This is a genomic window from Streptomyces sp. NPDC037100 (assembly GCF_055606225.1).
The window spans coordinates 55,787-68,489 of the sequence record NZ_JBVJSX010000017.1; the positions used below are offsets into that span (position 1 = coordinate 55,787).

The following is a 12,703-nucleotide window of genomic DNA, read 5'->3' on the forward strand; positions in this document are numbered from 1 at the left end:
GCACGAACGCTCAGGCGGGCACAGGCGCCGGCGCTTCCGGCCCCACGTACCGCGCCACCGGCCTGATGATCTTCGTGTCCTCCGCCTGCTCCAGGATGTTGGCGCTCCAGCCCACCGCCCGCGCGGCGGCGAAGGTCGGGGTGAACATCTCGCGGGGCAGGCCGCAGAGTTCCATGACGACGCCCGCGTAGTACTCGACGTTGGTGTGGAGTTCCCGGCCGGGCTTCAGCTCCGCCAGGATCGCTTCGACACGACGCTCGACTTCGACGGCGAAGTCCACCCGCGGCCCGCCGAACCCCTGGGCGACCTCGCGCAGCATCCGGGACCGTGGGTCTTCCGTGCGGTAGATCGCGTGCCCGAACCCCATGATGCGCTCACCGGCGAGCACCCTCTGACGCACCCAGGGTTCGATCCGGTCCGGGGTGCCGATCGCGTCCAGGGTGTCCAGCGCGCGGCTGGGCGCACCTCCGTGCAACGGACCCGACAGCGCGGCCACCGCCCCGGCCAGACACGCCGCCACGTCCGCGCCCGTCGAGGCGATGACCCGGGCCGTGAAGGTTGACGCATTGAATCCGTGATCAATGGTTGAGATCAGGTATTGCTCGACGGCCCTCGCGTGCGGCTCTGCCGGCACCGAACCGGTCAGCATGTACAGGTAGTTCGCCGCGTAGGACAGGTCCTCGCGCGGCTGAACCGGTTCCAGCCCGTTGCCCAGCCGGTGCAGCGCCGTGAGCAGCGTGGGCACGGCCGCGGCCGCCTCGATGGTGTCCTGCCGGCGCCGGTCGGCGTCGATGTCGTACACGGGGCGGAATCCCTTCGCCGCGCCCAGCAGCGACAGGGCGGTACGCATCCCGGCCAGCGGCCCCGATCGCCCGCCGGCCGCCGCGATGGCGGGCAGCGCCGCTCGCACCTCGTCGGGCAGCCGCCGCAGCGCGGCGGTCTCGGCCGCGAAGGCCGCGCTCTGCGCGGCGTCCGGCAGTTCTCCGTGCACGAGCAGATGCCAGACGTCCTCGAAGCCGCGGGTACGCGCGAGGTCGACGGCCGAGTACTGCCGGTAGTGGTAGAAGCCCTCCAGACCGCGGACGTCACCGATCCGGGTGTCGGTGACGACGACCCCGGCAAGCCCCCGAGGCGCTTCGAGAAGAGTGGCTGCTGACCTGTTGACGGACATGACTTCCTCCCTGAACTTGATTCGACTGTCTATGATTGATTAAGAGTGTGTCAATATTGATTGAGTCAATAGATCAGTCAATGGTCTGCCAGACGGATACGGTGACCCCCATGCGCGATCGAGAACCCGCCCCCCTTGGCGCGGAACGACGGCTGAGCACCAAGGAGGCCGCCGAGCTGCTCGGCGTGAAGCCGGAGACCGTGTACGCGTACGTGAGCCGCGGCCAGCTCAGCAGCCGACGGGTGAGCGGCGGGCGTGGCAGCACCTTCGACGCACAGGAGGTCGAGGCCCTCGCCCGGCGCAACAGGCGGGAGAGCGCGGGCGGTTCCGGTTCCGGCGGCGAGCTGTCCGTACGCACCCGGATCACGCTCATCGAGAACGACCGCTGCTTCTTCCGCGGTGTCGACGCGGTCGACCTGGCCACACGGCACACCTACGAGGAGGTCGCCGAGTGGCTGTGGACGGGCCGGATGCTCCCGGGCCGCACGTTCACCGCGCCCGCCGCCTCCGTCGCCGTCGCCCGCCGGGCCGTCGAAGCTCTGCCCGAACACGCCGCTCCCACCGACCGCTTGCGGGTGGCGACGATCGCCGCCGCGACCGCGGACCCGCTGCGGTTCGACCTGTCCGAGGAGGCCGTGCTCGGCACCGCGCGCACCCTCATCCCCACGCTCGTCGACGCGCTGCCTCCCGCGGGGCATCACCGCCGTGACGAGGGCCCGCTGGCCCAACGCCTGTGGAGCAGGCTGTCGGTGCGCAAGGACCCCGACGAGGCATCCCTGCGGGCCCTGGACACCGCCCTCGCCCTCCTCGTCGACCACGACCTGGCCGCCTCCACCCTCGCCGTGCGTGTCGCCGCGTCGGCCCGTGCCCACGCCTACGCTGCGGTCACCGCGGGGCTGGGGGTGATCGAGGGCCCGCTGCACGGCGCGGCCAGCGGACTCGCCCACCGGCTGCTGTGGGACGTGCTCGAACAGGGCGACGCGGCGCCCGTGATCGCCGGCGAACTGCGCGCCGGACGCCGTGTCCCGGGCCTCGGACACCGGCTGTACCACGGTGAGGACCCACGCGCGCGTGCCCTGTTCGCCCTCCTGGAACAGATCCCGCGTGCGGAGCCCGCTCTCCTCGCCGCCCGCGACATCGTGCAGACCACCGCCCGCCACGCCCCCCTGCACGCCAACGTGGACCTCGCCCTCGCGGTGCTCACCGTGTCCAGCGGCATGGACCCGACCGCGGGCGAGACGATCTTCGCCGTCGCCCGGACGGCGGGCTGGATCGCCCACGCCTTGGAGGAGTACGGCGAACGCCCGCTGCGGATGCGACCGAGTGGTCTCTACGCAGGCCCCAAGCCTCCCCAGCCACTGCCTGAGTAGAGCGGCAGGCCCCAAGCCTCCCCAGCCACTGCCGGAGCAATGCGGCAGGCCCCAGGCCTCCCCAGCCACTGCCGGAGTAAAGCGGGAGGGGCCGAAAGTCGTCGCGAGCCAAGTCAGGTTAGGCTCACCTCTGTGAGTACGTGCTCTAGCGTCTCCCGGGACTTCGACGAGCCCGTTTCGGGAACCGCGGCCACCGCGAGGACCTGGCTGTTGCTGGAACAGCCCGGTCCGTGGGGTGCCAAGGCGCTCACTTCGAGCCACCTGGACCCCGCCCTGGGACGTGCCCTGGAGACGGCCGCGAAGGACACGGGCGTACGGATCGCGCTCATCCGCCGCCCCGGGCGCCACGCGGACCGCCGCATGCCCGCCACGCGCCGGGTGTACGTGGCGCACGTCGTCCCGGGGAACGTGTGGCTGCACAGCGCCTCGACCTCGGACCCCGGACAGCTGCTCGACCTCGACTTCACGGCACTCGGCCGAGGCGACCACCGCACGTTCGACGCACTGCTCGGCGGCCGGCCCCACGACGGCGACCCGCTGGCCCTCGTCTGCACCAACGGCAAGCGTGACCGCTGCTGCGCCCTCCTCGGCCGTCCCCTCGCGGCCGAGCTGGCGACGTCCGGGGTCGAAGGCGTCTGGGAGGTCACCCATCTGGGTGGTCACCGCTTCTCCCCCACAGTGCTCGTGCTGCCGTACGGATACGCGTACGGCCGGGCCGAGGCCCACTCCCTCAAGGAGGTCCTCCACAGCGCGCGGGAGGGGCGCATCGTCATGGAGGGATGCCGGGGCAGCTCCGCCTGGGAGCGGCCCGGCCAGGCTGCCGAGCTCGCCGTGCGCACCAGGACCGGGGAATACACCGCGGAGGCGCTGAGCGTCGTCCGGACGGCCGGTGCGTCACCGCGCTGGGAGGTGACCGTCGCCCACACCGACGGACGCCGCTGGCAGGTCGAGGTGGCCCAGGCCGCGGGCCTGCCGCCCCACCCGGAGAGCTGCGGGGCGTCCGTTCTCGGTTCACCCGCGCGGATGGACGTGGTGGCGGTGCGCGAGGTGCGGGTGGCGACGGCACTGGCCGGCTGACCACGAGGCTCGTCGACCGGCTCGCATTCACATTGATCTGGAGATCCACGCCACCCCCGTCTAGGGCGGGCAGCCGTCCGCACGTACGGTCTGGGGTATGAGCCCCACTCCCCCCGCACGCCGCCTGCGCCTCGGCCTGCCCCGGCGAGTGTTCTCGCAGGTGCTGCTGATGCAGGTCGTGATCGCCGCGGGAGTCGCGGTGCTCGCGACCGGGCTGTTCCTCGCTCCCCTCAGCAATCAGCTGGACGACCAGGCGATGCGCCGTGCGCTCGCGATCGCGCAGACGACCGCGCAACTGCCCGACCTCGCGAAGGACCTGCGGGACACTCCCCCCGCGCCGAACGGCCCGGTGCAGCGGGAGGCGGAGCGGATCCGGAAGGCCACCAAAGCCGAGTACATCGTGGTGATGGACTGGCGGGGCGTGCGCTGGTCGCACACGGACCCGAAGCAGATCGGCGGCATCGTCTCCACCGACCCCGGCCAGGCCCTGGCCGGCAAGGAGGTCATGGAGATCGACAGCGGCACCCTGGGCCGCTCCGCCCGGGGCAAGGTGCCGCTGCGCGACAGCGAGGGCCATGTCGTGGGCGCGGTCTCGGTCGGCATCGCCTACGACAGCGTCCGGGCCCGTCTGATCCACGCCATCCCGGGGCTTCTCGCATACGCCGGGGGCGCCCTGGCCGTGGGCGCGCTGGCCGCGTGGGTCATCTCGCGGCGAGTCCAGCGGCAGACCAGGGACCTGGCCTTCTCCGACATCGCGGCGCTTCTGTCCGAACGCGAGGCGATGTTGCACGGCATCCGCGAGGGCGTCGTCGCCCTGGACCGCACCGGCCGCATCCGCCTCGTGAACGACGAGGCGCAGCGCTTGCTGGGCATCGGGGAGACGGTCGTGGGCCGCTCACCCGACGAGGCGCTCGGCACGGGCCGTACGGCCGACGTACTGGCCGGACGGGTCACCGGCACGGATCTGCTCACCGTGCGCGGCCAGCGGGTGCTGGTGGCCAACCGCATGCCCACCGACGACGGCGGCGCCGTGGCCACCCTGCGCGACCGCACCGAGCTGGAGCAGCTGGGCCGCGAACTGGACTCCACCCGAGGTCTGATCGACGCCCTGCGCGCCCAGGACCACGAGCACGCCAACCGTATGCACACGCTTCTCGGGCTGCTCGAGCTGGAGATGTACGACGATGCCGTCGAGTTCGTCGGCGAGGTGGTCGGTGACCACCGGGCCACCGCGGAACAGGTCACCGAACGGATCGAGGATCCGTTGCTCGCAGCCCTGCTGGTCGGCAAGGCGACCGTCGCGGCCGAGCGGGGCGTCGCCCTGTGGGTCTCGGACCGGACCCGGCTCCCCGACCGACTGGTCGACCCGCAGGGACTCGTCACGGTCGTGGGAAACCTGGTGGACAACGCCCTCGACGCGGTCGCCGGCAAGCCGCACGCGCGCGTGGAGGTCGAACTGCGCGCCGAGGGGCGTACGGCGATCCTCCGGGTGCGTGACACGGGGCCGGGCGTCCCGCCGGAACACCGGGAGTTGATCTTCACCTCGGGATGGTCTACGAAGAAGCCGCCGGCTCACCGTGAGCGGGGTATCGGACTCTCTCTGGTGCGCAGGCTGGCCGAACGGCAGGGTGGCAGCGCGACGGTCGGCGAGGCGCACGGCGGGGGCGCGGAGTTCACCGTCGTCCTGCCCGAGGCACTGGCCGAGCCGGGTCCCGAACCGGCCGTGCTGACCGTGCCGTCAGCTCCGCAGACCACCGAGAAGGAGTCGTGATGATCGAGGTCCTGGTCGTGGACGACGACATGAGAGTCGCGAAGGTCAACGCCGCCTACGTCGAGAAGGTGCCGGGCTTCCATGTCGCCGGTGAAGCCCACAGCGCGGCGGAAGCGCTGCATCAGCTGGAGACACTGCCCCGGCTGGACCTGGTGCTCCTGGACCATTACCTTCCGGACGCCACGGGACTCGCGGTGGTTCAGGAGATGCGGCGGCGCGGCGACCAGACCGACGTGATCATGGTGACGGCGGCCCGGGACGTCTCCACCGTGCAGGCGGCGATGCGGCACGGCGCACTGCAGTACCTGGTCAAGCCGTTCGCCTTCGCCGGCCTGCGCGCCAAGCTGGAGGCCTACGCGGAACTGCGCCGCACCCTGGACGGCGGCGGGGAGGCGGAACAGGCCGAGGTGGACCGCATTTTCGGGGCCCTGTCGGCCCCGTCGGAGCCCGATCTGCCCAAAGGGCACTCCCCCACCACCGCTGAGCTGGTCCGCCAGTCCCTGATGCACGCGAACGGGCCCCTGTCCGCCCAGGAGATCGCCGAGCGGACCGGGGTGAGCCGCCAGACCGCCCAGCGCTATCTGAAGCTCCTGGAGCGCACGGGACGGGCCAGGCTCACCCTCAAGTACGGCGACGCGGGCCGCCCGGAACACCGTTACGTGTGGGCGACCCGCGGCTAGGGCCGTCAGCCGCTTGGTCTTCCGAAGGCGGTGACGCCGTCCTGGTCACCGCACCGCAGGCACCGCCCTACGCCGCTCCCGCACCCGTCAGCGACCGCACCTCGGTCTCGGCATGCTTGGCCTCGTCCGGGACCTCCGCCGAGGTGACCGTGCCCAGCCAGCCCGCGAGAAAGCCTAGGGGAATCGAGACCAGGCCCGGGTTCTGCAACGGGAAGTACTGGAGGTCGATGCCCGGGAAAAGCGAGTCGGGGCTGCCTGAGACCACCGGGGACAGCACCACGAGCACCACAGACGGGATCAGGCCTCCGTAGACGGCCCAGACGGCGCCCCGTGTGGTGAAGCCCGGCCAGAAGAGGGAGTAGAGCAGCACCGGCAGGTTCGCCGACGCGGCGACGGCGAAGGCCAGGCCCACGAGGAACGCCACGTTGAGATCCCGCGCCAGCAGCCCGAGCGCGATCGCCACCGCGCCGACGCCGACAGCCGCGATACGGGCCACGGCCACCTCACTGCGCGGCTTGCCGCCCCGACGCCGCAGGGAGGCATACAGGTCGTGGGCCACGGATGCCGAGGACGCGAGCGTGATACCGGCCACCACGGCGAGGATCGTCGCGAAGGCGACCGCGGCCACGATCGCGAAGAGAACCGTCCCTCCGGTGGACCCCGCCCCACCTCCCAGATCGAGCGCCAGCAACGGAACCGCCGTGTTGCCGGCCACGCTCGACCCGCGCACCGCGTCCGGCCCGAGAATGGCGGCCGCGCCGAACCCGAGCACGATCGTCATGAGATAGAAGCCGCCGATCAGCCCGACAGCCCAGACGACCGAGCGGCGGGCAGCACGCGCCGTGGGGACGGTGTAGAAGCGCGACAAGATGTGCGGCAGCCCCGCCGTACCCAGCACCAACGCCAGCCCGAGACTCATGAAGTCGAAGCGGGCGGTCCAGTCCCCGCCGTACTTCAGCCCCGGTGCCAGGAACGCCGCTCCGTGCCCGCTGCGCTCGGCCGCCGTGATCAGCAGCCGGTCCACGTCGCCGTGGAAGCGCACCAGCACGAGGACCGTCAGCGCGACGGTACCCCCGAGCAGCAGGACCGCCTTGACGATCTGGATCCACGTGGTCGCCCGCATGCCTCCCAGCGACACGTAGATGACCATGAGCGCGCCCACCCCGATGACGGTCCAGGACCGCGCCGCGTCGCTCGTACCGCCGAGCAGCAGCGCCACCAGGCTCCCCGCGCCGACCATCTGCGCCACCAGGTACAGAACGGACACCGTCACCGAGGAGGTTCCCGCCGCGATCCTTACCGGCCGCTCCCTCATCCGGGACGCCACGACGTCGGCGAGCGTGAACCGGCCGCAGTTGCGCACCAGTTCGGCGACCAGGAACAGCACCACGAGCCACGCCACGAGAAACCCGACGACGTACAGCAGCCCGTCGTAACCGAACAGCGCGATGAGCCCGGTGACTCCCAGGAAGGAGGCGGCCGACATGTAGTCGCCCGCGATGGCAAAACCATTCTCCATGGGTGAGAAGAGCCGCCCGCCGGCGTAGAACTCCTCCGCCGAGCCACGCCTGTTGCGGCTGACCCATGTGGTGATCCCCAGCGTGACCGCGACGAACGCGCTGAAGAGCAGCAACGCCAGCGTCTGGTGTTCCCCCGTCACGATCTACCACCGCTCACACCACGCGTCAGTTCCTGTGTGTCCCAGCGCAGTTCGAGCGCGGCCCGGTCCCTGCGCAACCGCGCGTGCCGTGCGTACGCCCAGGTGAGCACAAACGTGGACAGGAACTGCCCCAGCCCCGCCACCATCGCCACGTTCACCGCTCCCGCGACGGGCCGCGCCATCAGCTCCGGCACTGTCGTGGCAGCCACGACATAGCCCACGTACCAGGCGAAGAAGGCCACGAACGCCGGCACCACGAACCTTCTGTACCGCCGCCGCACCTCCTGAAAGGCGGCACTGCGCTGTACTTCCAGGTACACATCGGCCGCCGCGGTCCGCGTCACGCCCTCTCCCGGCGCGGGCGGAACCAGCGCGTGGACCTGCGCCCCGTCGCCGGCCGACTCGCCCCAGCCGGAGGCGAGGGCGTCGTACCAGGGGTCGTCATACCTGAGCTGCCCTGCCTCCCCGGGCGGGAAAGGATCATGGCCGTCGAGAGGCTCGGCCCAACTCTCCTGGCCCGCTCCGCCGCCGCGGGGACGGCCCTTGCTTTGCTGCATGCCCAAGGATGGACAGAACGGGAAGATCCGCGACTCTTCTTCCCTTCGCTCTTCACCCCATCAGGTGACTAACCCGCTGGTGGCCGCACGAGTCCCTTCCCGAAGGCGTAACGCACCGCCTGTGCACGGTCCTTGAGTCCGGTCTTGGTGAAGAGGTTGTTGATGTGGGCCCCGGCGAGCACGGCCGCCAGCAGGACTCCTGCGGCGCAGGCCGCCGCCTTCCAGCCGCTCGCGTGGCTGTCGGAGAAGGCACCCCACAGCAGCCGTCCGGGGACGAGCGTCCGCACTCCGTGAGCGAGAAAGGGGTGTCGGCAGCGGGTGCCGCCGAGGCCTTCGACGCTACGGAAATCGCCGGGCCACGGGATCGGAGCCTGGGTGGATCACGGGTTGATTCCGGGCCGGGCGTCTCTCCACCCGGGGGTGGAGAGACGCCTTTCACGACCGGACGATTCACCAACGCTGCGGACGGTGACCAGGCCCTCAAGTCGCACCGGCGAGGGCCCGTCGTACGAGGAGCTCGTCGGACCAGTCGCCTCACGCGGGCCGGACGCAGGCACCGACCTGGTGGTTGCTCTCACCCGGCCCTACCCGGCTACCGCCCGAGGCAGCGGCTACGCGTCGATCCGTGACCGGTCCAGCGTGGCCGCCGAGTTGGAGATGAACTCCTTGCGCGGTGCCACGTCGTTGCCCATCAGCAGATCGAAGACCTGTTCGGCGGCCTCCAGGTCGGAGAGGTTGATCCGGCGCAGGGTGCGGTGACGCGGGTCCATCGTCGTCTCGGCCAGCTGGTCGGCGTCCATCTCACCGAGGCCCTTGTAGCGCTGGATCGAGTCCTTGTAGCGGATGCCCTTGCTCTGGAACTCCATCAGCTTGTCGCGCAGTTCGCGGTCCGAGTACGTGTAGACGTACTTGTCCTGCCCCTTCTTCGGCTGGACGATCTCGATGCGGTGGAGGGGCGGCACCGCCGCGAAGACCCGGCCGGCCTCGACCATGGGCCGCATGTAGCGGTGGAACAGCGTCAGCAGCAGAGTGCGGATGTGCGAGCCGTCGACGTCGGCGTCGGTCATCATGATGATCTTGCCGTAGCGCGCGGTGTCGATGTCGAACGTCCGCCCCGAGCCGGCCCCTATGACCTGGATGATCGCGCCGCACTCGGCGTTCTTCAGCATGTCCGTCACGGACGACTTCTGGACGTTGAGGATCTTGCCGCGGATCGGCAGCAGCGCCTGGAACTCGGAGTTCCGGGCGAGCTTCGCCGTGCCGAGCGCGGAGTCGCCCTCGACGATGAACAGCTCGCTGCGATCGACGTCGTCGCTGCGGCAGTCGGCCAGCTTGGCCGGCAGCGAGGAAGACTCCAGGGCCGTCTTGCGGCGCTGCGCGTCCTTGTGCTGCCGGGCGGCGATGCGCGTACGGGCCGCGGCGACGGCCTTCTCCATCACGACACGGGCCTGTTGTGCGGCGTCCCGCTTCGTGGACGTCAGGAATGCCTTGAGTTCCTTCGTGACCACGTTGTTCACGATGCGGCGAGCAGCCGAGGTCCCGAGGACCTCCTTGGTCTGGCCCTCGAACTGCGGCTCGGCGAGGCGCACGGTGACGACCGCGGTCAGGCCCTCCAGGGCGTCGTCCTTGACGATGTCGTCCTCGGCGACGCGAAGGAGCTTCTTGGTGCGCAGCACCTCGTTCATCGTCTTGGCGACGGCCTGCTCGAAGCCGGCGACGTGGGTGCCGCCCTTGGGCGTGGCGATGATGTTGACGAACGAGCGAAGCGTCGTGTCGTAGCCCGTCCCCCACCGCAGTGCGATGTCGACGCCGAGCTCGCGGGTGACCTCGGTGGGCGTCATCTGGCCGTGGTCGTCCAGGACGGGCACGGTCTCCTTGAAGATGCCCTGCCCGGAGAAGCGGAGCACGTCGCAGACCGGCTTGTCGTTCGCCAGGTACTCGCAGAACTCGCTGATGCCGCCGTCGAAGCGGAAGGACTCCTCGCCCTTGCTGCCGCCCTCGCCGAGCCCGAACTCGTCGCGCACGACGATGGTCAGGCCGGGCACCAGGAACGCGGTCTGGCGGGCGCGCTGGTGCAGCGTCTCCAGGTTGAGCTTGGCGTCCTTGAGGAAGATCTGGCGGTCGGCCCAGTACCGCACGCGCGTGCCGGTGCGGGTCTTCGGGATCTTCTTGGCCTTGCGCAGGCCGCCCTTGGCCTCGAACTTGGCGTCGGGGCCGTTCCCGGCGAAGGCTCCGGGCACCCCGCGCCGGAAGCTGATCGCGTGGGTGTGCCCACCGCGGTCCACCTCGACGTCCAGGCGGGCGGACAGGGCGTTCACCACGGAGGCGCCGACGCCGTGCAGACCGCCGGAGGCGGCGTAGGAGCCGCCTCCGAACTTGCCGCCGGCGTGCAGCTTGGTCATGACGACCTCGACACCGGAGAGGCCGGTCTTGGGCTCGACGTCGATCGGGATGCCCCGGCCGTTGTCCCGGACCTCGACCGAGCCGTCGTCCTGGAGGATCACCTCGATGTGGTCGCAGTACCCGCCCAGGGCCTCGTCGACGGAGTTGTCGATGATCTCCCAGACGCAGTGCATCAGGCCACGGCTGTCGGTCGACCCGATGTACATACCCGGGCGCTTGCGCACGGCCTCGAGCCCCTCGAGGACGAGCAGGTGCCGCGCGGTGTAGTTGGATCCGTCCCGGTCTGCTCCTGCCAGCAGAGCTGTGGACGGCACGGACGTCTCGGCGGTCACGCGGTTCGCTCCTCGCTGAATTTCGGATGGGGCCCTCGTGGGTAAGGGCACGGCTTCAGTCACCGGTGAGAGGGTACCGAGGCCTGGTAGAGCCGTTGTAACGCCACCCTCGTCGAAAACTCACACTAGTCCACACTCGCATACGTGTTCGATCCCTCGATGGAGTGAAGTACACATCACGTTCCCTTCCAGGCATGAACCATTTAGGCTCCGGGCACGTCCTCATGAACAACCGGCAACCCAGCCGGGAGGACCGACCACCGATACAACGCGAAGCCCCGTAAGACACATAGACACGCAATACGGCACATTCGCCGCCAACCGGCAGCAGACAGCCGCCTCGCAAAGATTCTTTCGAGGAAAAGCCACGAGCGGGAACGTTTTGGGGCTGGTTGGATGTTGACCCTGGTACGACAGCTCGTCGAGCTAGAGAAGAGGCGACGTGACTACTGTTCTGACCCCCGCGAGCCCGCTGACGGCCGCTGATCGCTGCGACCGCTGCGGCGCCCAGGCGTACCTGCGCGTCGTCCTGCTGAGCGGCGGAGAACTGCTCTTCTGCGCCCACCACGGGCGCAAGTTCGAGCCGGAACTCAAGAAGATCGCCGCTGAGATACAGGACGAGACGGAGCGGCTCACGTCCGCTCCCGCGAACGCCTCCGAAGAAGAGCGCTGACACCTCGCGTCCGACGACGAGCCAGCCCGGCACAGGCCGGTGGACGGGCGGCTGCCTCTGGTCACCAGAGGCAGCCGCCCGTCCACGTCCGCCGACCCGGCACAGGCTCGACTCGGCACAGACTCCGCCGGGCGCTTCAGACACCTGCGGAAGTCGACCGCGCCCAGCCGAGCGTCCGCATGATCTCGGACACACGCATGTACACCCCGGGGTTGCCGGCCCGACCACAGCCGATCCCCCAGGACACGAGTCCGATCAACCGCCCCTGGGCCACCAGCGGCCCTCCGCTGTCACCCTGGCAGGAGTCCCGGCCTCCCTCCGCCTCCCCGGCGCACACCATGCTCGTGGCGTCGTAGGTGCCGTCGGAACCGCCCGGATACGCCTCCTCGCAGAGCGCATCGGGGAGCACGCGCACACGTGCGGCCCGCAGACTGTCCGGGTAATCGCCGGCGCCCGATGTGTCACCCCAGCCGTAGACCGTCGCGGTCCCGCCTGCCGTGTACGCAGGGTCCCCGTGGGCCGCCATGGTGATGACCGAGTCCGCTTGGAGGGGTTCGGCGACAGTGAGCACGGCGAAGTCCCCGTCGTTGCTGTCCCCGTCGTAGGCCGGGTTCACCCATGTGCGGCGCACGGCGATCTCCTGGCCGCCGCGGCCCGCGAGCAGGTCCGTGCGTCCGGCTATGACCTTGAGGTCCCGTACGCGCTCCAGTGGCACGCCCAGAATGTTCTCGTCCAGGCAGTGGGCCGCGGTGAGGACGGTCGTGCGGCCGACCGCCACGCCGCCGCAGAACTGACCCGCTCGCGTACCCCCGAACCGGTCACGACTGGACAGGGCCACCGTCCACGGGCTCTGGGATATCTCGACGGGGAATCCACCTATGACCACACTGTCGGCGGCCACAGGGGCACTGGAGCCCATTGAGAGGGCTGGTACCGCGGCCGCCAGGGCCAGCGGCAGGAACAGAGCTCGTGCCAGACGACGACGCATTCGCACTCCTCACTCCGTGGT

General features: G+C 70.2%; 10 protein-coding genes and 1 pseudogene. 5 read left to right on the top strand and 6 right to left on the bottom strand.

Annotation, left to right across the window (positions count from 1 at the left end; all coding sequences use genetic code 11):
- Positions 1-10: 10 nt before the first annotated feature.
- On the bottom strand, positions 11-1,171 hold the full coding sequence (locus ACZ7EG_RS36850; protein ID WP_471088698.1) for a citrate synthase: 1,161 nt from the start codon (positions 1,169-1,171) through the stop codon (positions 11-13).
- Between the two features lie 110 nt (positions 1,172-1,281).
- On the opposite strand from ACZ7EG_RS36850, the gene ACZ7EG_RS36855 reads away from it, so the two are divergent.
- The 4 genes from ACZ7EG_RS36855 (at position 1,282) to ACZ7EG_RS36870 (ending at position 6,069) form a co-directional block, all read left to right on the top strand.
- Positions 1,282-2,541 carry a citrate synthase gene (locus ACZ7EG_RS36855; protein ID WP_471088700.1) on the top strand — a complete coding sequence of 420 codons (1,260 nt, stop codon included), beginning with the start codon at positions 1,282-1,284 and terminating at the stop codon, positions 2,539-2,541.
- A 132-nt stretch (positions 2,542-2,673) separates the two neighbouring features.
- Positions 2,674-3,618 (top strand): sucrase ferredoxin, encoded by a 945-nt coding sequence (locus ACZ7EG_RS36860; protein ID WP_471088702.1) that lies wholly within the window; start codon positions 2,674-2,676, stop codon positions 3,616-3,618.
- Between the two features lie 97 nt (positions 3,619-3,715).
- On the top strand, positions 3,716-5,389 hold the full coding sequence (locus ACZ7EG_RS36865) for an ATP-binding protein (RefSeq protein ID WP_471088704.1): 1,674 nt from the start codon (positions 3,716-3,718) through the stop codon (positions 5,387-5,389).
- The gene (locus ACZ7EG_RS36870) at positions 5,389-6,069 is read left to right on the top strand and encodes a response regulator (protein ID WP_471088706.1); all 681 of its coding nucleotides are present in this window, start codon (positions 5,389-5,391) and stop codon (positions 6,067-6,069) included. The genes ACZ7EG_RS36865 and ACZ7EG_RS36870 overlap by 1 nt, the downstream gene beginning before the upstream one ends.
- A gap of 67 nt (positions 6,070-6,136) precedes the next feature.
- On the opposite strand, the gene ACZ7EG_RS36875 is transcribed toward ACZ7EG_RS36870, so the two are convergent.
- From ACZ7EG_RS36875 to ACZ7EG_RS36890, 4 genes and pseudogenes are all read right to left on the bottom strand, one after another.
- A complete protein-coding gene (locus ACZ7EG_RS36875) occupies positions 6,137-7,729 on the bottom strand; it encodes a solute symporter family protein (RefSeq protein WP_471088708.1) in 1,593 nt (530 codons plus the stop codon).
- Positions 7,726-8,286 (bottom strand): DUF485 domain-containing protein, encoded by a 561-nt coding sequence (locus tag ACZ7EG_RS36880; RefSeq protein ID WP_471088710.1) that lies wholly within the window; start codon positions 8,284-8,286, stop codon positions 7,726-7,728. The genes ACZ7EG_RS36875 and ACZ7EG_RS36880 overlap by 4 nt, the downstream gene beginning before the upstream one ends.
- 68 nt (positions 8,287-8,354) lie before the next feature.
- Positions 8,355-8,453, bottom strand: a pseudogene (locus tag ACZ7EG_RS36885) (DNA-binding response regulator); the annotation flags it as partial.
- A 444-nt stretch (positions 8,454-8,897) separates the two neighbouring features.
- Positions 8,898-11,021: a DNA gyrase/topoisomerase IV subunit B gene (locus tag ACZ7EG_RS36890; protein ID WP_471088712.1), complete on the bottom strand. Its 2,124-nt coding sequence runs from the start codon at positions 11,019-11,021 to the stop codon at positions 8,898-8,900.
- A 442-nt stretch (positions 11,022-11,463) separates the two neighbouring features.
- On the opposite strand from ACZ7EG_RS36890, the gene ACZ7EG_RS36895 reads away from it, so the two are divergent.
- Positions 11,464-11,694 (top strand): DUF7455 domain-containing protein, encoded by a 231-nt coding sequence (locus ACZ7EG_RS36895; RefSeq protein WP_031103326.1) that lies wholly within the window; start codon positions 11,464-11,466, stop codon positions 11,692-11,694.
- A gap of 136 nt (positions 11,695-11,830) precedes the next feature.
- Here the strand turns inward: ACZ7EG_RS36895 and ACZ7EG_RS36900 are convergent, their stop codons facing one another.
- A complete protein-coding gene (locus ACZ7EG_RS36900) occupies positions 11,831-12,682 on the bottom strand; it encodes a S1 family serine peptidase (RefSeq protein ID WP_471088714.1) in 852 nt (283 codons plus the stop codon).
- Positions 12,683-12,703: the final 21 nt, after the last annotated feature.

Coding starts and splice junctions, on each gene's coding strand:
- ACZ7EG_RS36850 (WP_471088698.1), bottom strand. CDS start 1,171: ATGTCCGTCAACAGGTCAGCAGCCACTCTTCTCGAAGCGCCTCGGGGG.
- ACZ7EG_RS36855 (WP_471088700.1), top strand. CDS start 1,282: ATGCGCGATCGAGAACCCGCCCCCCTTGGCGCGGAACGACGGCTGAGC.
- ACZ7EG_RS36865 (WP_471088704.1), top strand. CDS start 3,716: ATGAGCCCCACTCCCCCCGCACGCCGCCTGCGCCTCGGCCTGCCCCGG.
- ACZ7EG_RS36870 (WP_471088706.1), top strand. CDS start 5,389: ATGATCGAGGTCCTGGTCGTGGACGACGACATGAGAGTCGCGAAGGTC.
- ACZ7EG_RS36880 (WP_471088710.1), bottom strand. CDS start 8,286: ATGCAGCAAAGCAAGGGCCGTCCCCGCGGCGGCGGAGCGGGCCAGGAG.
- ACZ7EG_RS36900 (WP_471088714.1), bottom strand. CDS start 12,682: ATGCGTCGTCGTCTGGCACGAGCTCTGTTCCTGCCGCTGGCCCTGGCG.